Source organism: Devosia sp. YIM 151766, assembly GCF_030285925.1.
Lineage (GTDB): Bacteria > Pseudomonadota > Alphaproteobacteria > Rhizobiales > Devosiaceae > Devosia.
The window spans coordinates 614,140-639,488 of record NZ_CP127251.1; the positions used below are offsets into that span (position 1 = coordinate 614,140).

The following is a 25,349-nucleotide window of genomic DNA, read 5'->3' on the forward strand; positions in this document are numbered from 1 at the left end:
GCTCGACGCGAGGGTGACGATCCGATACGGGAAAGGTCCGGACTATTTCTCCGCCAGGCGCGGCATCAATTCCACGAAATTGCAGGGCTTGTGCCGGTAGTCGAGCTGGTGGCTGAGAATGCCTTGCCAGGCATCGCGGCAGGCGCCGCGCGAGCCGGGCAGGCAGAACACGAAAGTGGTGCCGATCAAGCCGGCTGTGGCGCGCGATTGCAGCGACGAGGTGCCCACTGTCGTGCCCGAATATTGGTGGAACAGCACCGAAAAGCCCTCCATCCGCTTGTCGAATAATGGCTCGACGGCTTCCGGGGTGACGTCGCGGCCGGAAAAGCCGGTACCGCCGGTGGTCAGGATCACGTCGACATCCGGATTGGCGACCAGCGCCTGCACGGCGGCGCGGATGAGCTGGATGTCGTCGCGGATCACCTGCCGCTCGAAACAGCGATGGCCATCGGCCTCCAGCAGCGCTTTGAGCAGCGCGCCGCCGGTATCGGTTTCAAGGGTCCGGCTGTCGGATACGGCGATGACGGCGATGGCGAGCGGCTTGAATTCCCGGTCTTCGAATCTTTCCGTCTTGAACATCGTCATCACTATCCAGGGTTTCGATCAATTCCTCCGGCACAGGCGCTTCGCCGCCGGATGAGCCCAATTCGTCATCATTATCACCGCGCGGGTCGAGGACAAAGGTTTCCGGGGTCACCTGCTTGTCGCTCATCGGCTGGAACGGCGCTCGCGCCGCCGCATCGGGGCGCTGGCGGACGCGCATGCGCAGATAGGCCGCGCCGGCCAGGGCGCCGTGGAAGGTCGCGGTGACGACGAACAGGCCCACCGGGCTCCAGGCGCCCATGATCAGCGAGGCCACGGCCGGGCCGATGGCCAGGCCCAGGCCCAGGATCAGCAGCATGCCGCCGGCGATCTTGGCGAATTCCCCCTCCTTGGCGAAGTCATTGGCATGGGCAACCGCGACCGCATAGATCGGATTGGCGGCGAAGCCATAGGCGGCGAACAGCACATACATGCCCCAGCCCGCCTCGGGATTGACGATCGCGGTTGTCGCGCCCACCAAAGCCGCGAAGCCGGCCAGCCCGATCAGCACCTTGCGGCGGTCGATCCGGTCGGACAAGCGCCCGAACGGCACCTGCGCCACCGCCCCCAGAATGGCGGCGAGGGCGAAGAGCAGGGCAATGCCGCTGGCATCCAGCCCCTGTTCATAGCCATAGACCGGCGCCAGCGTGCCGAAGGCGCCATTGGCCATGCCGCAGGAAAAGGCGGCAATCGCGGCGACCGGCGAGGTGCGATAGAGCAGGCCGATATCGAGCTTGGCCGATTGCAGCGGCTTGGGCTGGGGGCTGGAGGTCAGCGCCGTGGGCAGCACGGCGCAGATGAAGCGGATGGCGCCGATGACGAAGGGGATATAGCCGGCAGTGCCGGTGACCGACATGGCGATCTGCCCCATGGTGGAAGCGGCCATGTTGATGGTCACATAGATGGAAAAGATGGTGCCGCGGCTCTTGTTGTCCGCGACTTCGTTGAGCCAGCTTTCCACGATCATCGCCGCGCCGGCGAAACAGAAACCGGACAGCGCGCGCAGCAGGATCCAGCTTACATCGTTGATCCACAACAGGTTCAGCAGGATGGTGATGGTGCCGATGGCCGCCATTACCGAAAAGGCGCGGATATGGCCGACCTTGCGCACCACCAGCGGCACAAAGAGCGAGCCGGCCACGAACCCCACCGACCAGCCGGTGCCGACCAGGCCCAGCGCCAGGAGCGAGAAATCCTCTTCCCTGCCGCGCACCGAGAGCAGCAGGCCCTGCAACCCGCCGCCGAACATGAGCAGGGCCGAGCCGAGAAACAGGGCATAAATCTTGATGACGGAAGCCATGACGCGAAAGGGCCTTCGCTGGTGTGTTCAACGCTGCAAATCACTCGAACACGACCATAGCGTGGCGATTGGTGAAATGGACCCCGAAATTACGCCTTCTCTACAAGCCCCAGGCTGTTCATCTTCATGCGCAGGCTCAGCAGATCCTTCCAGGCCTGCTGCTTGGCCGGCGGATTGCGCAGCAGATAGGCCGGATGCAGCGTCGGCAGCGCATCGACCTCATGGGCGCCGATGGCGACATTCTGCCATTTGCCGCGCATCTTGATGATGCCATTGGTGGTCTTGAATATGGTCTGCATGGCCGGGCCGCCCAGGGTCATCACCAGTTTCGGCGCCACCAGTTCCACCTGCCGGTGCAGGAAGGGCAGGCACAATTCCAGCTCTTCCGGCGTCGGCGTGCGATTGCCGGGCGGGCGCCAGGGCACGGTATTGACGATGTAAACCGAGCTGCGGTCGAGGCCGATAGCGGCCAGCATGCGGTCGAGCAATTGACCGGAGCGGCCGACAAACGGCTTGCCCTGCCGGTCTTCCTCGGCGCCGGGCGCCTCGCCGATCAGCATGATTTTCGCTTGCGGATTGCCATCGGCAAAGACCAGTTGCGTGGCGCGGAACTTGAGGCCGCAACCATTGTAGTCATTGAGAATATTGCGCAATTCATCGAGCGAGCCGGCGGCGGCGGCCAGCTGGCGGGCCTCGCTGGGATCGCCGCCCACCGGCCCGGCAGCCACCGGTGGCGGCGTCTGCGGCGCGGCGGCGCGCGGCGGCATAATGGCCGGGGCAGGGGGCTTCTGGGCGAAGCGGTCGACCGGATCTTCGCCCATGGCCGTATCGACCCCGGCGGCCCGATACCAGTCGAGCACCGAGAGCATTTCGGCGTTATTGAGCGGTCGATCTTGAGACATTGGGCCCGTTATGTCACACCCCGGAAGGCGCGACCAGCCGCGCCCGGGCCCTGAAGGTAAATTCGCATGGCAGATGCCGGCAATCGTGAAGTGCTGTCCACCGATGTGCTGATCGTCGGCGCCGGTCCATCGGGCCTGGCGGCGGCGATCCGGTTGAAACAGCGCCATCCCGAGCTCGCCGTCACCGTGGTGGAAAAGGCGGCGGAACTGGGTGGGCACATCCTTTCCGGCGCGGTGATGGACCCGGTGGGGCTCGATGCGCTGATCCCCGATTGGCGTCTCAAAAATGCCCCCGTCGGGCCGGATGCGTTAACAGACTGTTATCATTACCTTACGCCAAAACGCGATTTCGTCATCCCTCAGGCCTTGATGCCAATGCAGATGCGGACGCGGGGCGGGATCATCGTCAGCCTGGGCGATCTGGTCCGCTGGCTGGGCGAGCAGGCGAGCGAACTGGGCGTCGATATTTTCCCGATGACGGCGGCGGTCGATGTGCTGCGCGACGGCGACGGACCGGTGCGGGGGATCATCACCGGCGATCTCGGACTGGACCGCGAGGGCAATCCCAAGCCGGGTCATGCCGAAGGGATTGCGCTGGAGGCGAAATATACGCTGATCGCCGAAGGCGCGCGCGGCTCGCTGGCCAAGCACATCATCGGCGCCTTCGCGCTGGACCGGGATGCCAGCCCGCAAAAATACGGATTGGGCATCAAGGAAGTCTGGGAAATCCCGGCCGCGCGGCACCAGCCGGGCAAGGTCGACCATTATCTCGGCTTTCCGCTCGACAATGGCACCGGCGGTGGCGGCTTCGCCTATCATGCGCAGGATCGGAAACTTTATCTCGGCTATGTGGTGCATCTCGACTATGCCGACCCGACGCTGTCGCCCTTCGACGAATTCCAGCGCTTCAAGACCCATTCTGCCATTGCGCCGCTGCTGGAGGGGGCGACCCGGATCAGCTATGGCGCGCGGGCGCTGACGGCGGGCGGCTGGCAGGCCATTCCCGATCTCGCCTTTGCCGGCGGCGGTCTGATCGGCTGCGCCGCCGGTTTCATGAACGCGCCCCGGCTCAAGGCCATCCACAATGCCATCCTTTCGGGCATCGGCGCCGCCGACGCGGTGGGCGCCGCTATCGCCGCAGGAAGGCAGCACGACCTGATCGCCGATTTCGGCCGCCGCGTCATGGCGACCGGCATCGACAAGGAATTGCGCGGCGTGCGCAATTTGAAACCGCTCTGGGCCAAATTCGGCACCTTGGCCGGGGCTTTTCTGGGCGGCGTCGACATGTGGTGCCAGACGATATTGCGTTTCGCGCCCTTCGGGACGCTGCGCTGGTCGACGCAAGATGCCGCGAAATTGCAGCCGATAGCCGCGGTGACGCCGCGCCGCTATGAACGGCCCGACGGCAGGATCACTTTCGACCGCGCCGCATCGGTCTATCTGGCCAATCTGGCGCATGACGAAGACCAGCCGGTCCATCTCAAACTGGCCGATCCCGGCATTCCGGTGCGGGAAAACCTGCCGCGTTATGGCGAGCCCGCGCCGCTTTATTGCCCGGCCGGGGTCTATGAACTGGCCGAGGAGGGCGGGGCACCGGTCTTTCGCATCCATGCCGCCAATTGCGTGCATTGCAAGACCTGTGACATCAAGGACCCGGCCGGCAACATCACCTGGGTGCCGCCCGAAGGCGGCAGCGGGCCGAATTACAGCGGAATGTGACCACGGGCAAACCATGCCGGCCTTGCGGCGCGGTCCCAAAACGGACAATCTTTGCGCCGATTTGCAGCCGGGCACGGCATGGACCGGGTTTGTCGTCTGTGCCCGGAAACGCTCTAGGGAGAATCCAGCCTCGTGACTTTGTTTTCCACTCGTCGGGCTCTGCCCTTGCTTGCGGCGGCCCTGCTGGCGCTGATGGCGCTGCCCTCCATGGCGCAATTCGACGCCGGCATGAGGGTGCAGGAGGCGGCGCGCGATTTGCTCAAGCTGTTCCGCCCCAGCATTTCGGGCTCCTATATGGCCGGCCAGCAGGCCATCAAGGACCTGCGCACCGATGAGGCGGCGCGCTATTTCAACGATGCCGCCCAGGCCGATTGGGACAATGCCATCCTGGTGGAGAGGGCCTTCGTGGCCCTGGCCGCCGACGGGCAGATCAGCAAGGCGGCCAGCACCGCCCGCCGCGCGCTCGAACTCGATTCCGAAAACCAATTGGCCGAACTGGTCGTGGCCGTCGAGGCGTTCAAGGAGCGCCGCTATGCGGCGGCCGAGCGCCGCCTGCGCAATGTGGGCGAGGATACGTTCAGCGGCATTACCGCCAGCATATTGCGGGCCTGGGCGCTGACCGGCGAGGGCAAGACCAGCGAGGCGGATGCGCTGATGGATCGCATCGGCGAGCGCGGCCTTGAGGATTTCCTGCTGTTCCATCGGGCGATGATGGCTGAGGCGGGGGGCAATACCCAATTGGCGCTGGACCTGGCGGAGCGCGCCTATGACCTCGAACCCTATGTAGCCCGGGTCAACGAAATCTATGCGCGCATGCTCGCCAATAGCGGCGATTTCGAAGCGGCCAATGACGTGCTCGATGCCTTCGAGGCGCAGGGCCTGAGCCATGCGGTCATCCGCAATGTGCGCGAAGCGGTGGATGCCCGCCGGCGCCCCGGCATTTTCGCCACCAGCGTCCAGGTCGGCGCCGCCGAAATGTTCCACAGCATCGGCGTGGCCTTGTCGCGCGACCGCAGCTACGACCTGGCGCTGGTCTTTTTGCGGCTGGGCACCTATCTCGACCCGTCCTCGGACGTGCTGGCGCTGGCGCTCGGCCAATTGCTCGACAGTGCCGGCCAGCACGAAGCGGCCAACAAGATCTATGATTCCATTGCCGCCAAATCGGCGCTGAAGCCCACCGCCGTAGTGCGGGTGGCCCAGAATCTCGACGCCCTGGGCGACCGCGAGGAAGCCATCCGCCGTCTGCGCAATATCGTCGCCACCCGGCCGGACGATCTCGATGCCGTTTCGGTGCTGGGCGATCTGTTGCGCTATGACGAGCAATATCTGGACGCCGCCAAAGCCTATAGCGCCGCCATCGACCTTACCGGCGGCGATTCCGTCGCCGATTGGCGCTTCTATTATGTGCGCGGCATCGCCTATGAGCGGGCCAAGGAATGGCCCGAGGCCGAGGCCGATTTCCAGCGGGCGCTGGAGCTCAATCCCGACCAGCCGCAGGTGCTCAATTATCTGGGCTATAGCTGGATCGACATGGACATGCATCTCGACGAGGCGCTGGAAATGATCGAGAAGGCGGTCGAGGCGCAGCCGCGCGACGGCTATATTATCGACTCCCTCGGCTGGGCCTTCTACAAGCTCGGCCGGCTGGACGAGGCGGTGGAAACGCTCGAACGCGCCGTCATGCTGCTGCCCAGCGACCCGGAGATCAACGACCATCTGGGCGATGCCTATTGGAAAGTGGGCCGCAAGCTGGAAGCGCGTTTCCAGTGGAACATTGCCCGCTCGGTCGACGCGATCGGCACTGTCGCCGAGCGCGTCGCGCCCAAGCTGGCGGACGGATTGACGCCGGAAAACGAGACCGAATAGCGCTCGCTCATGGGGCAGAAGCTTATCCAGCCGGCGCCGGCCAAGATCAATCTGGCCCTGCATGTCACGCGGCGGCGCGATGACGGCTATCACGAGCTGGAAAGCCTGATCGTCTTCGCCGACCTCTCCGACGAGCTGGAGGCGCATGCCGCCGACCGGGACAGCCTGGTGCTGTCCGGACCGTTCGGCGACGCGCTCGGCGCCGGGCCGGATAATCTGGTCTTGCGGGCAGTGGCGGCCTTCCGGGCGCGCTGGCCGCAACTATCGCCGCCGGGCCTGGCGCTTCACCTCGCCAAGAACCTGCCGGTGGCGGCGGGCATTGGCGGCGGCTCGGCCGATGCGGCGGCGGCCCTGCGCCTCATGGCCGCCCTGGCCCCGGAGCCGGTGCCGGTGGCCGGGCTGGTCGACCTGGCGGCCGGGATCGGCGCCGATGTGCCGGCCTGTCTCCTCTCGCGCCCGCTGGTGGCGCGGGGCATAGGCGAAATCCTCTCGCCCCTGCCGGAATTTCCCCCGCTTTACCTGGTGCTGGTCAATCCGGGCATCGCCGTGGCTACAGCCGACATCTTCCGGCGCCTGCGCAGCCACGACAATTATCCGCTGCCGGCCCTGCCCACGCCGCTGACCCGCCCGGCGCAACTGGGCCTGTGGCTGGCCGAAACCCGCAACGACCTCGAACCTCCGGCCATCAAGCTGGTGCCGGAAATCGGCCGGCTGATCGACGAACTGGCCGACAGCCCCGGCTGCATGCTGGCGCGCATGTCCGGATCCGGGGCGACGGTGTTCGGCCTGTTCGGATCGGCGGGGCCGGCGCATGAAGCGGCCAGCGAGATAAGGCGGCTGCATCCCGATTACTGGGTGGGCACGGCGCCATTATTGGCGGCGGCATAGGGGTCATGATGCGCGCGAGAGGTCGGGTGCGGCGCTCGTTGAATCGCCGGCATTTCCCCTACCGCATGGACAACCCGCCATCGCCGCGCTAATCACGCCGTGCCCACCAAAACCGGTTATCCGCCATGCCCGAACTTCTGCTCGAACTCTTCTCCGAGGAAATTCCCGCCCGCTTGCAGCGGCGCGCCGCCGAGGACCTGAAGAAGGCCGTCACCAATGCGCTGGTCGAGGCGGGTCTGGTCTACGAGGGCGCCAAGGCCTTCGCGACGCCGCGCCGGCTGGCACTGACCGTTTCAGGCCTGCCGGCCCGCTCGCCGGACACGCGCGAGGAAAAGAAGGGGCCCAAGGTCGGGGCGCCGCAGCCGGCCATTGACGGCTTCCTGCGGTCGGCCGGCCTGACCTCGATCGAACAGGCCAAGGTGGCAAGCGACGCCAAGAAGGGCGATTTCTATGTGGCGCTGATCGAAAAGCCCGGCGCCGACGCGGTGGCATTGCTCTCGGCCATTCTGCCGAAAGTCATGGCGGATTTCCCCTGGGCCAAATCCATGCGCTGGGGCGCGGGGAGCTTCAACTGGGTGCGGCCGCTGCGCGCCATTACCGCGACCTTCGGCACCGACAATGACGAACCCGTCATCGTGCCCTTTGCCCTGGCCGGCATCGAAGCCGGGCAGACCACGTTCGGCCATCGCTTCCTGGCGCCCGTGGCCATCCGCGTGAAGCGGTTCGACGATTATCTCGTGGCGCTGGAGCGCGCCAAGGTGGTGCTCGATAGCGACCGGCGCAAGGACATCATCCGCACCGATGCCGACCATCTCGCCTTCGCCCAGGGGTTGAGCATCATCGAGGACGAGGGCCTGCTGGAGGAAGTGGCCGGGCTGGTCGAATGGCCCAATGTGATGATGGGCTCGTTCGATGCCGAATTCCTCAAACTGCCCGAGGAAGTGATCATCGCCACCATCCGCGCCAACCAGAAATGCTTCTGCCTGCGCGATGGAGCGGGCAAGCTGGCGCCCAATTTCATCATCATCGCCAATACCATTCCCGCCGATGGCGGCGCCTTGGTGGTGGCGGGCAATGAGCGCGTCATCCATGCCCGCCTCAGCGACGCGGCTTTTTTCTATCAGGGCGACCTTGCCATTCCGCTGGAGCATGGCCTGCCCAAGCTCGAAGACATGGTGTTCCACGCCAAGCTGGGCAGCCAGTTCGCCATGGTGCAGCGGCTGGTGAACCTTGCCGCCGAAATCGCCCCGCTTGTCGGCGCCGATGTCGAAAAGACCAAGCGCGCCGCCATGCTGGCCAAGGCCGATCTCGTCACCGGCATGGTCGGCGAATTCCCCGAATTGCAAGGGCTGATGGGGCGCTATTATGCCAGCGCCCAGGGCGAGCCGGCAGAAATCGCCCAGGCGCTGGAAATGCACTACAAGCCGCTCGGCCCCTCCGACCGGGTGCCGAATGAGCCGGTTTCCATCGCCGTGGCGCTGGCCGACAAGCTCAACGTGCTCTCCGGCTTCTGGTCCATCGACGAAAAGCCCACCGGCTCGCGCGACCCCTTCGCGCTGCGCCGCGCGGCTTTGGGCGTCATTCGCATCATCAGCGAGAACGGGCTGAAATTCCCGCTCCAGGTCGAGCCGGACCTGCTCGCTTTCTTCCATGACCGCCTGAAAGTGTCGCTGCGCGATGCCGGGGCGCGGCACGATCTGGTCGATGCGGTCATTGCCGCCGACAGCAACGACATCTTGCAGATCGTTCAGCGCGCCGAGGCGCTGTCGAGCCTGCTGGCGTCCGAAGATGGCGCCAACCTGCTGGCCGGCTATCGCCGCGCCGCCAATATCCTGGCCGCAGAGGAGAAGAAGGACGGCAAGGCCTATGCCGGCGCGGTCGATACGGGGGCCCTGAAACTGCCGGAGGAAACGGCGCTGGCCTTCGCGGTGGACGCGGTACATGCCGCCGTCGCGGCCGCTGTCGCCGGCGATGATTACAAGGGCGCCATGAGCGAACTGGCGACGCTGCGCGCGCCGGTCGATGCCTTCTTCGAGGCCGTGCTGGTCAACGATGCCGATCCGGCGGTGCGCGAAAACCGGCTGCATCTGCTGGCCGGGCTGCGCGATACCATGCATCTGGTGGCGGATTTCGGCAAGGTCGCCGGATAGACCGGCCGGCACCATGACGTCTCAAGGATAGGGCCGGGTCAGAATGGCGGCGTGAAGCTCTCGAGCTTTTGCGGCTTGAACGGGGCCATGCCTTCGCGGGCCAGTTCGTCGGCGCGCTCGTTCAATTCGTCGCCATTATGGCCCTTGACCCAGTGCCAGGAGATCTCGTGGCGTCTGGTGGCCTCGTCCAGCGCCTGCCAGAGTTCGACATTCTTCACCGGCTTCTTGTCGGCGGTCTTCCAGCCATTGCGCTTCCAGCCGTGAATCCAGCTCTGCACCCCGTTCTTCACATATTGGCTGTCGGTATGCAGCTCGACAGTGCAGGGGCGGTTCAGCGCGTTGAGCGCCTCAATGGCAGCGGTCAGCTCCATCTTGTTATTGGTGGTCAGCGGCTCGCCGCCCTTGAGCTCCTTGCGGTGCCGGCCGAATTGCAGGATGGCGCCCCAGCCGCCCGGACCGGGATTGCCCGAACAGGCGCCGTCGGTATGGATGATGACCTTGTCAGCCACGGCCGGAAGCCGTTTCGAGATTGCGCAGGATTTTGGGGATGTTGAAGGCGATGCGCTCTTCGGCGGTGGTGACCGTCTCGACCTTGACCGCATAGCGTTCGGCGAAGGCGTCGATGACTTCTTCCACCAGGCTCTCGGGCGCCGAGGCGCCGGCGCTGACGCCCAATGACTTGAGATCGCCATAGCGCGACCAGTCGATATCGCTGGCGCGGTCAACCAGCGTCGCAATCTTGCAGCCGCTGCGCAAAGCCACTTCCACCAGGCGCTGCGAATTGGACGAATGGGGCGAGCCGACCACGATCATCGCATCCACCCTGGGCGCGACGGCCTTGATCGATTCCTGCCGATTAGTGGTGGCGTAGCAGATGTCTTCCTTATGCGGGCCATTGATGGCGGGGAAGCGGGCCCTGAGCGCCGCGACGATTTCGCGGGTGTCGTCGACCGACAGCGTGGTCTGGGTCACGAAGGCCAGGGTTTCGGGATTTTTCGGCTCGAAACGGTTGGCGTCCTCCAATGTCTCGATCAGCGTCACCGCACCGGGCGGCAATTGGCCCATCGTGCCGATCACTTCGGGGTGACCCTGATGACCGATCAGCACGATTTCGTGACCTTCCTCGAAATGGCGCGAGGCCTCCACATGCACTTTGGAGACCAGCGGACAGGTGGCATCGAGGAAGAACATATTGCGAGTGCGCGCCTCGGCGGGCACGCTTTTGGGCACGCCATGGGCGGAGAACACCACCGGCGCCTCGGTATCGGGGATTTCCTCCAGTTCCTCGACGAAGATGGCGCCCTTGGCCTCGAGGCCTTCCACCACATATTTGTTATGCACGATGGCATGGCGCACATAGACCGGCGCGCCATATTTTTGCAGCGCCAGTTCCACGATCTGGATGGCGCGGTCCACGCCGGCGCAGAATCCGCGCGGGGCGCAGAGCAGAATATCGAGTTGCGGCCTTTTTTCCATGTCAGATCAGATGCTTTCACTGCCCCGGCAAGTCAAGTGCTGTTGCAGCCGCGCGGGGCATGGGCAATATGTGTCTGGAGCTTGGAAGGGAAATGTCAGGTGAGTTTGGCGCAGGAAATGTTTGCGATTGCCCCGGCGACGGGGAAAGCGAACCTGAGCGCCAGCCAGCTCAAGCTGCTCGCCGGCAAGGCGCGCTGGATTTTCCGCGTCGGCGAGGCAGGCTTCCCCACCATTCCCACCATCGTCATCACCCGCGCCGCCTGGGATGAATTGCAGGCCGAGCGGTCGCGCCGCGACATTCGCCTGCGAACCCATTGGGTTGCCTGCCTGTTCAGGCTGGTGCAGGCCGACGGCAAGCCGCCCCTGCTGGCGGTGCGCACCTCCGCCGCCAGCCATAATGGCGGCCTGATGCCGGCGCGCACCGGCATCGCCGCGCCGGCGGCGCCGGAAGATGCCGTCGACCCCGCGCGGCCCTTGGCCCGGGCCATCAAGGAGGCTTTCGAGAGCTATGGTTTTTCCGGCGGCGGCTGGGGGGGTGCGCGGCAGGAAGAAGACCGGGCGCGGCAGATTGTCCTGGTGCAAGCGGTTGCCGAGGGGGAAACCGAATTGTTCCTCACCCGCAATGCCACGACCGGCGCGCTCGGCCCGGCCGCTGTCGATGGGTATCAATTGCCGCTTCTGCCCGAAAGCGTCAATGCGCTGATCGCCCTGCTCGACGCCAAGGCCGGCCGCCATATGGCCTGCCTCGTCGCCGTCAATCGCGGGCGGGTGCAGTTCCTCTCCGCCCGTCCGGTCCAGGTCAATGCCGGCGCCGAGGTGGAGGCGGCGGTGGACCGGGTGGAGCGCAAGGTCTGGATTCCGCAAAACGCCGTTACCCGCGTCGATGCCAGCCGCCTGGTGCAAATGCTGCATCCGCGCTTGAAATCGCCCGAAGGCATCTCGCCCATCGCCATGGGGCTGGGCGTGTCGCCGGGCGCCGCCAGCGGCGTCATCGTCTTCAATGCCGAGGACGCGGCGCGGATGCGCGCCCGGGGCAATCATTGCATTCTGGTCGTCAACGAGACCGGCCCTTCCGATATCGAGGGCATGAAGGCGGCGACCGGCATCCTCACGGCGCGCGGCGGCATGACCAGCCATGCCGGGGTGATCGCCCGCATTACCGGCAAGCCTTGCGTGGCCGGAGCCCGGACGCTCTCGGTCAATGCGGCGGACATGGTCTGCCGGATCGGCGATCGCGAATTCCGCGCCGGCGATCGCCTGACCATCGATGGCACCGATGGCGCGGTCTATGTCGGCGCCCTGCCGCTGGCCCAGCCGCAGATCGGCGGGGCCATCGGCAAGCTGCTCGGCTGGTCCGATGCCAGCCGCACCATCGCGGTGCGCACCAATGCCGAGACCATCGACGCGGTGCAGACGGCATTGAGCTTCGGCGCGCAGGGAATCGGCCTGGCCCGCTCCGAGCACATGTTCTTCTCGCCCGAGCGCCTGGCGGCGCTGCGGCGCATGATCCTCTCCGAAAACGAGGAGGCCCGTTCCAAGGCCATTGCCGGGCTGGTCGACTACCAGACGGGGGATTATTCCACTCTGTTCGCGGTGATGCAGGGCCGGCCGGTCAATGTCCGGCTGTTCGATCCGCCGCTGCATGAATTCCTGCCGCGCAATGACGAGGAAATCGAGGATACCGCCGCCTCGCTCGGCGTGGCCGTTCGCGCCTTGCGGCTGCGGCTGGAGCGCATTGCCGAGGTCAATCCCATGCTCGGCCATCGCGGGGTACGGCTGGCCATCACCTATCCCGAAATATTGCAGATGCAATTGCAGGCCGTATTGGCCGGCGCCCGCGCCGCCAGCGAAAACCAGGCCGAGCCGGTTGCGGTGGAGGTCATGGTGCCCTTCGTCTCCACGGCCACGGAAGTCGCCTGGGTGCGCGAGCGGGCCATGTCCATCCTCGACAATTCCGGGCTGCTACGCTCCGACCGCGTACGCTTTTCCATCGGCGCCATGCTCGAATTGCCGCGCGCCTGCCTCCGGGCCGGGGATATCGCCTCGATGGTGGATTTCATTTCCTTCGGCACCAATGACCTGACCCAGACCACGTTCGGCATTTCCCGCGATGACGCGCCCACTTTTCTTGCGGCCTATCAGCGCAAGGGCATCTATGAGCGCGACCCCTTCGTTTCCATCGACGAGAAGGGGGTGGGCGAAATGATCGAGATCGCCGTGGCACGGGGCAGGGCGGCCAATCCCGGGCTCAAGATCGGCATTTGCGGCGAGCATGCCGGCGATCCGGCCTCGTTGAGGTTTTTCGCCGGGCTCGGCATCGACTATGTTTCCTGCGCACCTTATCGTGTTCCGGTGGCCCGGCTGACCTTGGCCCAGGCTTCGGCTTAAACTGGCGCGTAAAATGCCCATATGGGTGAAAAGCACTGGCCGATATGGCGGCCGAACAGGGAAGGGCAATGCCTTCGTGAAGAGAGTTTTAGCTGTTTTGGTTCTGCCGGCAATGCTGGCCCTTGCCGGTCCGGCCCTGGCGCAAACTGGCGCGCAATGCGCCGCCATCGATGACGATGCAGCGCGCCTGATCTGCTATGACGATCTCTTCCGCAATGTGAGCGATGCCGGCGACGTGCCGGCGGTGGTCTTCGAATCCGAGCAATTGATCCCCGCCCGCCCCAGCGGCCGGGCCCCGGCGACCATTTCGGTGTCCTGCCAGGCCAATGGCCTGCAAGTGGCTTTCGGCTTTGCCGGTAACACGCTGTCCTCGCTCGGCAACGATGTCGGCATGACGCTGCAATATGACCTGACGCGGCGCAGCAGCACCCTGCCGGTCAATGCCGAAAACACTGCCGTGCTGATCGACAATACCCGCGACGCGCTGGCCTTTATCGACAATCTGGCCGGGGTGACCAATCTGACCGTGCGGGTGACGCCGGCCAGCACGCGGACCTTGTCGGTACGGTTCCGCGTCGATGAATTCGCCCAGATCGCGGCCCCGGTCGTGGCGGCCTGCTCGTAGGGGCGCTGCCGGGCGCACACCGCTGCCATCCCCCTTGGGGGAGTGTTTACATCGGACACTTCGGGGCGAGTTGTCTCGGGACGTAGGGCCCTTAGCCCCCTCCCCCTTGAGGGGAGGGTCGGGGAGGGGGTGCTGCGGTTCCTACACATCCGGTAGCCTTGCCCTGGCTCCGACACCCCCACCCTCAGTCCCTCCCCTCAAGGGGGAGGAAGACGAAAGCGCCGCCGATCCCGTCGCCGAAGCAAGCATCCATTGTAAAACACGCCCTCGAAGGAGGGGTGAAAGCGGCAAGCGCGCCGCCGGGCGACGCAATGCCGCAGGCTCTTGCCGCCCCCGCCTCATCCCTGCCACACCGACGCCTTTTCAACGCCGGGAAACGCATTTACTCGCCGCTAACCCTAATGAGAGATGATCAGCCTCGTCGGCATTTGAGCGTCACCTTTGCCGGCTGAGTTTGTGTTGCGTAGTGTTGAGTAGCGTTTATGGCCCTTTCCCACCGGCCCCAGGTGCGTCCGCACCGGGTCAGAGCGGTTAGCCGGGGATCTGCCCTTGCCAGGACGATGGCTATGGGCGTCGTCGCTTCCCTTGCCTATCTGGGCCTCGCCAATGGCGCGTTCGGCCCAGCTTCCGGCCCCCTCGGCGATTTCGGCGTCCCCGGACGGGAGGCGCCCGAACTGTCCCTCGCCAGCCTCACCTATTCGGGTGTCGATCCAATCATCACCGGCTCGGTCGAGCATTTGTTTGCCTCCGCCAGCTTCACCGGCCCCAACCGGGCCGACAAGACCGACCGGGTGCGCCCCGCTGTCGATGCGCTGGCGATTTCCCGCAGCTTCGAGGAAGTGCGCACGCGGCTGGCCGCGATCCGTGCGCCCGGCGATCCGGCGGCTCTCGGCCAATCCGCTATCGCCGATGCCGGCGGCAATGACGAGGCGGGGCCGCGCATGTCGGTCGCCGCGCTGCACCCCAATGCCGCCGCCGCGCTCGACGCCATTGCCGGCATCGCCCCCCGCTCGGAAAATGCCGTGACCGACCTGGCCTTGCCCGAGACCCTGCCGGAACAATTGGCCTATGCCCGCGCCAATACGCCGGCCACCGGCGGCACGGAGACGGAAGAGGCCCTGCAGGTATCGGATCGCGAGCGCTGGTGCCTGGCCACCGCGATTTATTTCGAGGCGCGCGGCGAGAGCTATCGCGGCCAGACCGCCGTGGCGCAGGTGGTGATGAACCGCGTCAAGGATCATCGCTATCCCGATACGATCTGCGGCGTGGTGTTCCAGAACCAGCATCGGCGCAATGCCTGCCAATTCTCCTTCGCCTGCGACGGGATTCCCGAAGTGGTCAATGAGCGCAAGCCGTGGGAACAGGCGGAAGACATTGCCGCCAAGGTGACCAAGGGCGAGCTTTACCTGACCGAGGTGGGCGACGCGACCCATTACCACGCCACCTATGTGCGCCCGGCCTGGGCACCGCGCATGGACAAGGTCACTCAGATCGGCCTGCACGTCTTCTACAAGTTCAAGCGCGGCTGGCTGTTCGGCTAGGCGGTTTCGCTATTCCGTCCCGCCGCCCGCCGTTTGCAGCCAGGCTTCCCCGCAAGCCTTGGCCAGTTCGCGGATGCGCAGGATATAGCTCTGCCGCTCGGTGACCGAAATCACCCCGCGCGCGTCGAGCATGTTGAAATTGTGCGAGGCTTTCACGACCTGCTCATAGGCCGGGATGGCCATGGTCTGGCGGTTGGCTTCCGCGCCCTTGGCGAGAATGGCGCGGCATTCCTTTTCCGCGTCATCGAAATGCCGGAACAGCATTTCGGTATCGGCGGCCTCGAAATTGTATTTCGAGGCTTCCTGCTCGTTTTGCAGGAACACATCGCCATAGGTGACCTTGTCGTCGCCTTCGCGGCCGTTGAAATTGAGGTCATAGACGTTCTCGACGCCCTGCACATACATGGCAAGGCGTTCGAGGCCGTAAGTGATTTCGCCCGGAACCGGCGCGCATTCAAAGCCGGCCACCTGCTGGAAATAGGTGAACTGGCTCACCTCCATGCCGTCGCACCAACATTCCCAGCCCAGGCCCCAGGCGCCCAGCGTCGGGCTTTCCCAATCGTCTTCCACGAAGCGGATATCGTGCAGGGACGCGTCGAGCCCGATCGCGGCCAGCGAGTCGAGATAAAGCTGCTGGATATTGTCGGGCGAGGGCTTCAGGATCACCTGGAACTGGTAATAATGCTGGAGCCGGTTGGGGTTCTGGCCATAGCGGCCGTCCGTGGGGCGGCGCGACGGCTGCACATAGGCGGCTTTCCACGGCTTGGGGCCGAGCGCCCGCAGCGTCGTCGCCGTATGGAAGGTCCCGGCGCCCATCTGCATGTCATAGGGTTGCAGCACGACGCAGCCCTGCTCGGCCCAGAAATTCTGCAGCGTCAGGATGAGACCCTGAAACGAATTGCTGGGATCCATATGGGCGGGGCGAGAGGTCATGGCAAAAATCCTGCGGCAGGTTGCATGGTCGCGTTCCCGAACCGCGAAACCGGCTGCCACTTTCGCCGGGAACGCTCCAGGGCGGACAAACCTCTAGTTTGACGGGTCGGGGCGGTCAATGCCGCATAATGCGCGGCTTGCATTGACAGAAATGCGATCCGCACCGCAGATGCCTGCATGCTGCCGCTCCCCTCCGACCGAGAAATCCTCGCCCGCCTGGGCCATCCCGACGCGCCGCTGCTCGGTTCCGGCGGCGAGGCGCAGGTCTATGCGCTCGATCCCGGGCGCGTGGCGCGCATCATGCGGCCGGGCGCCGATCTGGCGACGGCCACGGCCCGCCAGGACCTGTCGCGCGAAATCGCCGCCGGGGCGCGGCACCTGCCCTTCCTGACGCCCAGGATCGCGGAGGTCCTCGAAATCGACGGCCGTGTCCTCGCCATCGAGGCGCTGCTGCCCGGCGCTCCCGTGGCGCAATTATTGCTGCGGGCGGCCGAAGGGGAACGGCGGGCCCTGATGGCCGATTATCTCGAAACGGCCAGTGCCATTTCGACAATTGGGGTCGAACGCCCGGCCTTTGGACCGCTGCTGGGCGGCGAGAAATTGCAGGCCTCGTCCTGGAACGGCTTCCTGCGGGCGCGCTTGCTGGAAAATCTTTCCGCCTGTCCAAACGACTTGCGTACCGCCGTCGAGGCCGCCGCCGGGACGGCATTGCCCGAACCCGAAAGCGCCGCGCTGGTCCATCTCGATTATTTCCCCGCCAATGTGCTGGCGGAAGGCTCGCGGATCAGTGCGGTGCTCGATTTCGGCCCCTCGGCGCTAATCGGCGATGCGCGCATGGAGGCATGGAGCGCCGTCGCCTATCTCGACCCGGAACTGTCACCCGCGGCGACAGAGGCCGACCGGGCGCAGGCGATGGATTGGCTGGCGGCGCGCGATCTCGTCGCCAGCTACGCGCCGGCCAAGCGCTGGCTGGCCGCCTATTGGTCCTTCGCCACCGACGACGCCGCGCTGATGGCCTGGTGCCGGCGCATCCTGCTTTCATGACCCGGTGTGAAATTGATGGAACCGGAACGAGAGGGAAGCGATCCAGCGCCCCCGGTCAGCCCCGGTCCGTGCGATCGTCCTTGGGGCGATAGGTCCCGTCCTGGTCCTGCTTGAGGTCGATGACGTCCGGGCGCTGGCGTTCGGCCAGATCGCGTTCGCGGCGGGCGAGGCGGGCCTGTTCCTCGTCATTCTTGAACTTGTTGGACCAGTCCAGCCAGATGCGGCGGAGGCCGAAATAGATCAGCAGGCCGATAGCCCCGATAATGACAAGACGCAGCAGGATGGCGGTCATGGCCTAGAGTCCCAGACGCGCCCACCAGGCGCGGTCCTCGATGGAATGGGTGACGTCTTCTATCACCGATCGGGCCGAGATTCCCAGCCGGGGCAGCGCGAAGAACGGGCGTTTCGGCGCAATGGTCTTCAGTACCACATCCGGCCCGAACCGCTCGCGCAGTGTGCCATGCAGGTCGCCGATCCCGTCCACCAGGCCCAGTTCGATGCCGCGCAGCCCGGTCCACCATTCGCCGGTGAACAGCATGTCGTCCTCGGCCCGGAGCCGGCCTTTACGCCCCGCCTTCACATGGTCGATGAACACTTCATGGATATCGAGCTCGAACTGCTTGATGCGCTCCACGTCTTCCTGCTTTTCCGGCAGGAAGGGATCGAGCGTCGACTTGTTGCGGCCCGCCGTATGCACGCGCCGCTCGATGCCCAGCTTGTCGATGGCGCCCACGAAGCCGAACGTCGCCATGATGACGCCGATGGAGCCGACGATGGAGGAGGGGTCGACGAGGATTTCATCCCCGGCAACGGCGATGAAATAACCGCCCGATGCCGCCGCGTCCTCGACGAAGACCAGCACCTTTTTGTCGTTCTGATCGGCCAGATCGCGGATGCGCTTGGAGATGAGCCGGCTTTGCACCGGCGAGCCGCCGGGCGAATTGATGACGACAGCTACGGCCGGCGCCGATTTCATCGCGAAGGCCTTGTTCAGGAGCGGTTCGACCACGGCGATATTCAGCCGTCCCGGCCGCTGTTCGGCGGCGATGACGCCCTGCAACCGCACCACCGGAATGATCGGCGGCCGGCGCACCAGCCGGCTCAGCCAATTGCGCTTGGGCGCGGTCTGGTCGTTCATGTGCACTCCTTTGATTTTCACCGCGAATTTAGGAAGCCTCGGCGGCGATTACCAGTCGAGCGCCGCCTGGCCCCGGAAGATGGCTTCGAAGTCCGGCGCAAAGCCATGACCCGTCGCCCCGTGCAGGCAGCGCGTGGCCAGCAGGGTCAGCCCGGCGCGCGACCCCTTGTGGCCGCGCACCAGCACCCGGCTGGCCACGGCGCCGGGGCGCGGCGCCAGCGGCAGCACGTTGAGCGCGCCGAAGCGCTGGTCGAAAGCCGCGAGCAGTTCGGCCAGCCCCTCCGCCGGATAAATGAAAATCGCCGTGCCGCCGGCCACGGCGCTGGCCGCAGCGCAGCGCATCCAGAGATCGAGCGTCCCCGCCGCCATATGCCGGGCATCGGCCCTGTCGGCCCGCGCCGCCCGCGTCCCCCGCGCCGCCGCGAAAAAGGGCGGATTGGCGATCACGGCGTCATAGCCATTGTCGAGCAGCCCGGCTGCTCGGCGCTCTTCGGCCTTGGCCGTTATATCGACGCTCAGCGCCTCGGCCCGCCCGGCGAGGCCATTGCCGGCAATATTGTCCCGCGCCAGCGCCAATGCCCCGGCGTCGCGCTCGGCCAGCACCGCCCGCTCGGCCCGTCCCAGCGCCAGCGCCACCAGCCCGGCTGCGCCGATTCCGGCGCCCAGGTCGAGCAGGCCGCCGGTGCCCGCAGGCACCGAGGCGCCCAGCAAGACGCTGTCCAGCCCGGCGCGAAAACCGTTGCGGGGCTGCGACAGAGTCAGCCTGCCGCCCAAAAAGGCATCGCGCGTTGGAGTTTGGTGTTTTACAAGATCGGCTGGCTGGTCTAGGGACATCGCATCCGGATGGCTGGTTTGGCGCGATCCTACATGGCTCGCCGCGACGGTCTCAACCCGATTTGCCCGTTTCTGGCAACAAGGACGTTATGGCGGTGTCACCTCTGCCCCAGATGAAACAGATGCCGGAGACGAATCCCGTGGAGCGGCTGATGGCCGCCACGGCGGACGACATGGCGCAGGTCAACACGCTTATCCTGGATCGCGCCCGCTCGCATGTCGACATGGCGCCCGAACTGGCCCGCTATCTCATCGATAGCGGCGGCAAGCGCCTGCGGCCGATGCTGACCGTCGCCGCGGCGATTCTGTTCGGGCGCGGCGAGGGCCATGCCATCAATTTCGCCGCCGCCGTCGAATTCATGCACAATGCCACCCTGCTGCACGACGATGTGGTGGACGAGAGCGACATGCGCCGGGGCAAGCCGGCCGCCCGCATGGTCTGGGGCAACAAGGCCTCTATCCTGGTGGGCGACTTCCTGCTCGGCCAAGCCTTCATGATGATGGTGGAAACCGGCGATATCGAGGCGCTGGGCGTGCTCTCCGCCGCTTCGGCCGTCATGGCCGAGGGCGAAGTGTTCCAGCTCGCCAAGACCGGCGATCTCGAAACCAGTGCCGCCGATTATGCCGAAGTCATCCGCGCCAAGACCGCAGTTCTGTTCGAAGCCGCCTGCAAGGTGGGCGCCATGTCCGGCGGCGCCGATGCGGCGGGCTGCGAAGCCCTGGCGCTTTACGGCCTGGAATTGGGCAATGCCTTCCAGCTGGTCGACGACGCGCTCGATTATGGCGGGCAGGCGGGGGCGCTGGGCAAGAATATCGGCGACGACCTGCGCGAGGGCAAGATGACCCTGCCGGTGATCCTGGCGCTCGAAGCCGCCACCGAGAGCGAGCGCGCCATCATCGCCTCGGCGCTGGGCAATGCCGAGGCCTCCGATCTCGAAGTGCACCAGGTCGTGGCGATCTTCAACCGCTACGATACCCTCAAGCGCACCCTGGACAAGGCCGAGCACCACGCCAAGGCGGCCATCGCCGCCCTCTCTCCCTTGCCCGACAGCGACATGAAGACGATCCTCGCCGAGGTCGTCGAACACAGCGTCCGCCGCGCCAGCTAGGGTGTTCAGCTTTGCATGAAAGCGGTGCGGTTCGCGGCCTCGCCCTCGCAAGGCTATCGCCTATCGCTTCCCGCCGCTTTCCCGCGCCGGGGTGACGAGCGAGGGTGAGACGCCGATTCCGTCAAAGCCGGTCCATCCTGGCAATGCCGGGCGCGGAGCCCCTTACCAGCCGCCGCCGCCACCGCCACCGCCGCCGCCGCCCGAGAAGCCGCCGCCGCTGGAGCCGGACGAACTCGCCTGTACCGGCTGCGCCGCGACCATTGCCGCCGCCATGCCGGCGGAGGCGGTGCTGATGGCGCTGGACAGATTGCCCGAAGAAAAAGACCGGCCGCCGGAATAGAAGGCCGGACTATAGCCATCCCGCGCATCGCTTACCGCATTGCGCTGCAATTCCGCTTCGAAATGCTCGGACCAGGGCTTTTCCACGCCCAGCGCAATGGCATAGGGCAGGATGCGTTCGAAGCGCTCGACGCTCATCGGCGGCTCGTCCTCGATGTTGAGCCGGTTCTTTTCCGCCGTTTCCAGATAGAGCTTGAAGCCGTCGATCTGGTCCATGACCTTGCGCCCCTGCACCGTGGGCGCCCGCATCAGCACGCTGAACACCACGCTGATCAGCACCAGGGAGCCGGCGGCGATGGCGGCATTGTTGATGGCAAGGCCGGTGAAGGATTCCAGCAGGCCGCCGGCCATGTTGGAGCCGAAGATGACGACCCAGACAAGGATGAACAGGCGCTGGAACCAGCTGCCGGACTTGATGGAGCCGACGATCACCCCGCCCAGAATGCCGGCAAGGATGCCCACCACCACCGCTGCGAGCAGCCAGACCGGTTCAAGCACGTCGAAGAACACCATGGCCCCGACCATGGCAGCCGCCAAAACGAAGCTCAGAATTGCGAATCCGGTATTGTTGTTGAACCAGATCCTGCGGTTCTCCTGCTCGATAGCGGCAGTGAATTCGCTGCGCTTGGCGCCCAGATCGGTCCCATTGGCCTTGTCGAAAGTGACCGAGCGGCGGCTGGAGAAATAGTCGAACAGCACCCGCTCGCCCGAAGGCAGCCTGTCCGCCGGCTCCTTGCCGGTCACCGTTACCGACAGCGTCTTGTCGGGATTGTCGATCCGGACCAGGCCTTTGACGCCGAGGTCGAAAATCGCCGCGGTCATGGCGGTCCAGCCGGAATTGGCGAAACCCCATTTGTGCACATAATGGGTCAGCGCCGGCGAAAAACCCTTGGGCGGATGGAACAGCGGAATGATCGTGCCCTTGGGCGGATCGCGCCCGACGCGCAGCCAGGCGGTGAAATTGTAGAGCAGGAGCAGCAGCACCGAGCCGATCGAGAGCCAGGTTTCGCGCTGGTCGGAAATGGCCTGCACCAGCGCATCGGCGCCCTCGGGATAGGCGATTATGCCTTTCTGGAAGGAAATGGCGAAGCTCATGCCCTCGCCCGGGCCCAGTTCGCGTTGGGTGCGGAAAACGGCGCTGGCATCGCTCTCGCGGGTAATGGTGACGGCGCGCTCGGTGGCGCCGGCGACCCCGGTATAGGCGCTGAGATTGCCGATGACGGCGCCGTCCGGCAGGCGTACCCGCGCCACCGAGGTCAATATCGGAAAGTCCCAGTAATTGCCGGTGGCGTTCCAATAGAGCTCGTCGCCGCCATCGGCGCTGGGCCGCACCATGCGCTCCATGCGATAACTGATCGTGTAGCGATGCTCGCCCGGCCGGAGCAGGCTGTCCGGATTGCCGATCCAGATGCGCTGGAAATCGCCCATGCGCTCCACCCGGAATATTTCCGGCTGCCCGGCCCGGGTCACCGCCTCGACAGCGAGCGCAATGCGGATCTTGTTGCCGCTCGCGCCCTGCATGGTCACCGGAATATCCCGGTAGATGCCGCGCCTGATATTGCGGCCCTCGGCATTGACGTCGATGGTTTCCAGCACCGTCACCGAGCCGTCGGTATGCAAGCTCACATCGGCGGCAAAAGCACGGATTTCCTCGCGGGCCAAGGATGGCATGGCGAGGGCAAGCAGCAGCGCGATGGCGGCAAAAAAGCGGATAAGAAAAGGCCTCGGCATATCGGCTCCTTCGCCTCCATCCCCTTGAGGGGAGGGATCGAGGGTGCGCAGGAAGCGATGGTCCCGCGCCTGGAAAATCATGGAATGGTCAGAACTTGACCTGCGGCACTGCCCTGTCGGCCTCGTTCTCCAGCTCGAAATATTCGGCCTGGCTGAACTTGAAGGCATTGGCGACGATATTGGAGGGGAAGCTCTCCACCTGGATATTCAGGTTGCGCACCGCGCCGTTGTAATAGCGCCGTGCCATCTGGATTTCGTCTTCCACGCCTTGCAGCGCCGTCTGGAATTCGAGGAATGTGGTGTTCGCCTTGAGATCGGGATAGGCCTCGGCCACCGCCAGCAGGCGGCCTAGGGCGGCGGACAGCTCGCCTTCCGCCTGCGCCCGGGCTTCGGGGCCCGACGACGCGGCGCTGGTGGCCCGGGCGCGGGCGCTGACCACGGCGTCGAGCGTCTCGCGCTCATGGGCCATATAGCCCTTCACCGTTTCCATGAGATTGGGGATGAGGTCGGTGCGGCGCTTCAACTGCACGTCGATGCCCGACCAGCCCTCCCTGACCATCTGCCGGTTGGAAACCAGGCCGTTGTAAATGACGATGGCATAGAGGCCGACGCCGACCACCAGGGCGAGGATGACCCATTCCATTGCGTAACTCCTAAAGCGTTCCGGGCAAAAGTATTATCCGGTTTTGCGGCTCGGGAACACGACAAACGAGAACCGGTAATTGCGGCAAAGATTGTCAGGTCAAGCCCGCCATTGCAACGGTCCCGCCGCGCATAAGGCTTGACTTCCTGCGTGCAATCCCTAGCTTTCATGACATGACTACGCGCTCGAACCATTGCTGCATGATCCTGCTCGCAGGATAGATGCCCTAGGCACGCTCACGCCGGAGCCTGTTTAGGGCTTCAGGTAGATTGTATGCACCCGGCGCCAGTCCCCCTTATACAGAAAGATGCCCCGCCTGCCGCGCCGTTTCGCGCCGGGGCCCGAGGAGAATTCGATATGAACGACATCCGTCGCGACCTCTCGCCCGCCATCGTGGTCGGCAAGGCCGATCATGCCAAGCTCAACGAACTGGCCAGTGCCGGTCTCGACCGCATGCCGGAAGTGGCGGACCGCCTGCTCGGCGAGCTCGATCGCGCCCGGGTGGTCGAGGACAAGAAGGTGCCCGAAGACGTGGCCCGCATGGGCTCGCGCGTCACCTACCGCACCAATAGCGGCCAGGAGCAGACCGTCACGCTGGTCTATCCCGCCGATGCCAATATCGACGAAGGCAAGATTTCGGTGATGACGCCCATCGGCGCCGCCCTGATCGGCCTGCGCAAGAGCCAGTCCATCACCTGGCGCGACCGCGCCGACAAGCGCCACATGCTGACCGTGCTGGAAGTCGAGGCTCCGGTGGCGGCGGAGTAATTCCGCCGCGGCCCAGCCTGGGCCATCGGAGCCCGTTACCGGCTCGCCGGTTCTTGCAGTGAAATGAATGAATTACCGGTCCGGGTGGCAAAGCCCTGCCATCCCCCATTGGTCCAATAGGCGAACCAGTTTGCCCCTTCCGAGGCAGCTTGCTTGACCTCGATGCCCGGATAAAGCACGTGCCGCGAGGTGAGGCCATCGGTGGAATAAGTGCCGGTGGCGGTGGTGGTGATGCTGACATAGCTCACTCGCCCGGCCTCGATTTTCTTGACCATAGCGGTCGAAAGCGGATCGGTGGAAACCCAGTCGGCATAGCTGACCTCGTAGTCGCGGCCGCCGAATTTCACCAGCTTGCCGGTATCGAAGCCCGCCGGCATTTCGTCGGCAAAAGCCTCTAAAACATAGCCCGGCCCCATGGCGGCCAGCGTCGTGGCGCAGGCGGCGCCCAAGGTCATGCCCAAAAGCATATGGCGTGTCGGCAGGTTCATCATGGCCACCCGATCTGTTTCAATTCGGCACACTTGCCTTAACGGATCAGTAACCATGACGCCGCCGGGCAGCGATGAAAAAAGTAACTTATGGTTAATGCTAACAGATGGTTCAGGCGTCGGGGATAAGTGCGCTAATGGCCTCGAAGGTCTCGATGAACCGGTCATGGGCCCGCTGGGTGGGCCAGGGCCGGATCAGCCGGTCGAAGGCGTCGACGTCGAATGCCGGCTGGCTCGGGGCGCCGAAGAGCTTGCGCGCCTCGCCGGGATCGAAGCCGGCCAGGTGGGTCGCCTCGAAGAAAGCGGCTTCCCGGTCGGCTTTCTTTATCAGCTTGCCAAGCGCCGGCGCCATGGTGGCTGGCAGCGAAAACCGCAGGTAAATAGCTGACAGCAAACGATTTTCTACGTTCTTGTAATTGCCGCCCATCGCCGCCTTGAAGGGCGAGATGATGTCGCCCATGACATATTCGGGCGCATCGTGCAGCAAAGCCTGCAATTGGGTCGCCGGCTCGGCTTGCCGATTGGCGGCGCGGAACAGTTCGAGCACCAGAACCGAGTGCTGGGCCACGGAAAATGGATAATCGCCAAGGGTTTGCCCGTTCCAGCGGGCGACGCGCGCCAGCCCATGGGCGATGTCGGACAATTCCACATCGACCGGGGAGGGGTCCAGGATATCGAGGCGGCGACCGGACAGCATACGCTGCCAGGCGCGGGAGCTTTGGCGTGACATCAGGCTCGAATTGGTTAGCGGACTGTGAGCGCCGAGACTAGCAGATGGCGACGATTCGAGAATGGCGGTGTGACGTCACGCGATTCCGGCATTGCCCTTCGATGCCCCTCGCGCTCGGCGCAAGAGCCCTCGCGTCGAGCGCGAGGGTGACGATC

Annotated in this window: 22 protein-coding genes and 1 pseudogene; 10 read left to right on the forward strand and 13 right to left on the reverse strand. The window is 65.2% G+C overall.

The window, feature by feature from the left end:
• Nucleotides 1-42 precede the first annotated feature (42 nt).
• The 3 genes from moaB to O9Z70_RS02955 form a co-directional block, all read right to left on the reverse strand.
• Nucleotides 43-579, reverse strand: coding sequence for a molybdenum cofactor biosynthesis protein B (moaB, locus tag O9Z70_RS02945; RefSeq protein WP_286021007.1), 537 nt, complete (start codon nt 577-579; stop codon nt 43-45).
• Nucleotides 494-1,882, reverse strand: coding sequence for an MFS transporter (locus O9Z70_RS02950; RefSeq protein WP_286021008.1), 1,389 nt, complete (start codon nt 1,880-1,882; stop codon nt 494-496). Before O9Z70_RS02950 ends, moaB begins: the two co-directional genes overlap by 86 nt.
• Nucleotides 1,883-1,971: 89 nt before the next feature.
• Entirely contained in the window at nt 1,972-2,784 is an 813-nt protein-coding gene (locus O9Z70_RS02955; RefSeq protein WP_286021009.1) for a uracil-DNA glycosylase, read from the reverse strand.
• Nucleotides 2,785-2,850: 66 nt separating this feature from the next.
• Here O9Z70_RS02955 and O9Z70_RS02960 point away from each other — a divergent pair, with 66 nt between their 5' ends.
• From O9Z70_RS02960 to glyS, 4 genes are all read left to right on the forward strand, one after another.
• Nucleotides 2,851-4,503: an electron transfer flavoprotein-ubiquinone oxidoreductase gene (locus tag O9Z70_RS02960; RefSeq protein ID WP_286021010.1), complete on the forward strand. Its 1,653-nt coding sequence runs from the start codon at nt 2,851-2,853 to the stop codon at nt 4,501-4,503.
• A gap of 132 nt (nt 4,504-4,635) precedes the next feature.
• Nucleotides 4,636-6,369 carry a tetratricopeptide repeat protein gene (locus O9Z70_RS02965; RefSeq protein ID WP_286021011.1) on the forward strand — a complete coding sequence of 578 codons (1,734 nt, stop codon included), beginning with the start codon at nt 4,636-4,638 and terminating at the stop codon, nt 6,367-6,369.
• A 9-nt stretch (nt 6,370-6,378) separates the two neighbouring features.
• Entirely contained in the window at nt 6,379-7,257 is an 879-nt protein-coding gene (locus tag O9Z70_RS02970; RefSeq protein WP_286021012.1) for a 4-(cytidine 5'-diphospho)-2-C-methyl-D-erythritol kinase, read from the forward strand.
• A 125-nt stretch (nt 7,258-7,382) separates the two neighbouring features.
• Complete coding sequence (glyS, locus tag O9Z70_RS02975; protein WP_286021013.1) at nt 7,383-9,407, forward strand: glycine--tRNA ligase subunit beta; 2,025 nt, start codon at nt 7,383-7,385, stop codon at nt 9,405-9,407.
• Nucleotides 9,408-9,445: 38 nt separating this feature from the next.
• Here glyS and rnhA read toward each other — a convergent pair whose 3' ends face one another.
• Together rnhA and ispH are read right to left on the reverse strand one after the other, a co-directional pair.
• Complete coding sequence (rnhA, locus tag O9Z70_RS02980; protein WP_286021014.1) at nt 9,446-9,916, reverse strand: ribonuclease HI; 471 nt, start codon at nt 9,914-9,916, stop codon at nt 9,446-9,448.
• Nucleotides 9,909-10,883 (reverse strand): 4-hydroxy-3-methylbut-2-enyl diphosphate reductase, encoded by a 975-nt coding sequence (gene ispH / locus O9Z70_RS02985; protein WP_286021015.1) that lies wholly within the window; start codon nt 10,881-10,883, stop codon nt 9,909-9,911. The genes rnhA and ispH overlap by 8 nt, the downstream gene beginning before the upstream one ends.
• Nucleotides 10,884-11,000: 117 nt before the next feature.
• Here ispH and O9Z70_RS02990 point away from each other — a divergent pair, with 117 nt between their 5' ends.
• The 3 genes and pseudogenes from O9Z70_RS02990 to O9Z70_RS16245 all read left to right on the forward strand — a co-directional run.
• Complete coding sequence (locus tag O9Z70_RS02990; protein ID WP_286021016.1) at nt 11,001-13,271, forward strand: putative PEP-binding protein; 2,271 nt, start codon at nt 11,001-11,003, stop codon at nt 13,269-13,271.
• Nucleotides 13,272-13,347: 76 nt separating this feature from the next.
• Entirely contained in the window at nt 13,348-13,896 is a 549-nt protein-coding gene (locus O9Z70_RS02995; protein WP_286021017.1) for a hypothetical protein, read from the forward strand.
• Nucleotides 13,897-15,023: 1,127 nt separating this feature from the next.
• A pseudogene (locus O9Z70_RS16245) lies at nt 15,024-15,437 on the forward strand (cell wall hydrolase); the annotation flags it as partial.
• A 9-nt stretch (nt 15,438-15,446) separates the two neighbouring features.
• Here the strand turns inward: O9Z70_RS16245 and O9Z70_RS03005 are convergent.
• On the reverse strand, nt 15,447-16,370 hold the full coding sequence (locus O9Z70_RS03005) for a glycine--tRNA ligase subunit alpha (protein WP_286021019.1): 924 nt from the start codon (nt 16,368-16,370) through the stop codon (nt 15,447-15,449).
• A 177-nt stretch (nt 16,371-16,547) separates the two neighbouring features.
• On the opposite strand from O9Z70_RS03005, the gene O9Z70_RS03010 reads away from it, so the two are divergent.
• Nucleotides 16,548-17,414, forward strand: coding sequence for a phosphotransferase family protein (locus tag O9Z70_RS03010; RefSeq protein ID WP_286021020.1), 867 nt, complete (start codon nt 16,548-16,550; stop codon nt 17,412-17,414).
• A 55-nt stretch (nt 17,415-17,469) separates the two neighbouring features.
• On the opposite strand, the gene O9Z70_RS03015 is transcribed toward O9Z70_RS03010, so the two are convergent.
• The 3 genes from O9Z70_RS03015 to O9Z70_RS03025 are packed head-to-tail and all read right to left on the reverse strand — an operon-like array spanning nt 17,470 to nt 19,326.
• Nucleotides 17,470-17,706 (reverse strand): hypothetical protein, encoded by a 237-nt coding sequence (locus tag O9Z70_RS03015; RefSeq protein ID WP_286021021.1) that lies wholly within the window; start codon nt 17,704-17,706, stop codon nt 17,470-17,472.
• Between the two features lie 3 nt (nt 17,707-17,709).
• Nucleotides 17,710-18,552 carry a S49 family peptidase gene (locus O9Z70_RS03020; RefSeq protein WP_286021022.1) on the reverse strand — a complete coding sequence of 281 codons (843 nt, stop codon included), beginning with the start codon at nt 18,550-18,552 and terminating at the stop codon, nt 17,710-17,712.
• Between the two features lie 48 nt (nt 18,553-18,600).
• On the reverse strand, nt 18,601-19,326 hold the full coding sequence (locus tag O9Z70_RS03025; protein ID WP_286021023.1) for a tRNA1(Val) (adenine(37)-N6)-methyltransferase: 726 nt from the start codon (nt 19,324-19,326) through the stop codon (nt 18,601-18,603).
• 149 nt (nt 19,327-19,475) lie between these two features.
• On the opposite strand from O9Z70_RS03025, the gene O9Z70_RS03030 reads away from it, so the two are divergent.
• The gene (locus O9Z70_RS03030) at nt 19,476-20,495 is read left to right on the forward strand and encodes a polyprenyl synthetase family protein (RefSeq protein ID WP_502870158.1); all 1,020 of its coding nucleotides are present in this window, start codon (nt 19,476-19,478) and stop codon (nt 20,493-20,495) included.
• Nucleotides 20,496-20,657: 162 nt separating this feature from the next.
• Here the strand turns inward: O9Z70_RS03030 and O9Z70_RS03035 are convergent, their stop codons facing one another.
• Both O9Z70_RS03035 and O9Z70_RS03040 read right to left on the reverse strand, forming a co-directional pair.
• Entirely contained in the window at nt 20,658-22,565 is a 1,908-nt protein-coding gene (locus O9Z70_RS03035; RefSeq protein WP_286021025.1) for a DUF2207 domain-containing protein, read from the reverse strand.
• Nucleotides 22,566-22,653: 88 nt separating this feature from the next.
• Nucleotides 22,654-23,208, reverse strand: coding sequence for a LemA family protein (locus tag O9Z70_RS03040; protein WP_286021026.1), 555 nt, complete (start codon nt 23,206-23,208; stop codon nt 22,654-22,656).
• Between the two features lie 357 nt (nt 23,209-23,565).
• On the opposite strand from O9Z70_RS03040, the gene rnk reads away from it, so the two are divergent.
• On the forward strand, nt 23,566-23,976 hold the full coding sequence (gene rnk, locus O9Z70_RS03045) for a nucleoside diphosphate kinase regulator (RefSeq protein WP_286021027.1): 411 nt from the start codon (nt 23,566-23,568) through the stop codon (nt 23,974-23,976).
• 35 nt (nt 23,977-24,011) lie between these two features.
• On the opposite strand, the gene O9Z70_RS03050 is transcribed toward rnk, so the two are convergent.
• A complete protein-coding gene (locus tag O9Z70_RS03050) occupies nt 24,012-24,467 on the reverse strand; it encodes a hypothetical protein (RefSeq protein WP_286021028.1) in 456 nt (151 codons plus the stop codon).
• Nucleotides 24,468-24,576: 109 nt separating this feature from the next.
• On the reverse strand, nt 24,577-25,194 hold the full coding sequence (locus tag O9Z70_RS03055; RefSeq protein WP_286021029.1) for a YfbR-like 5'-deoxynucleotidase: 618 nt from the start codon (nt 25,192-25,194) through the stop codon (nt 24,577-24,579).
• Nucleotides 25,195-25,349 lie beyond the last annotated feature (155 nt).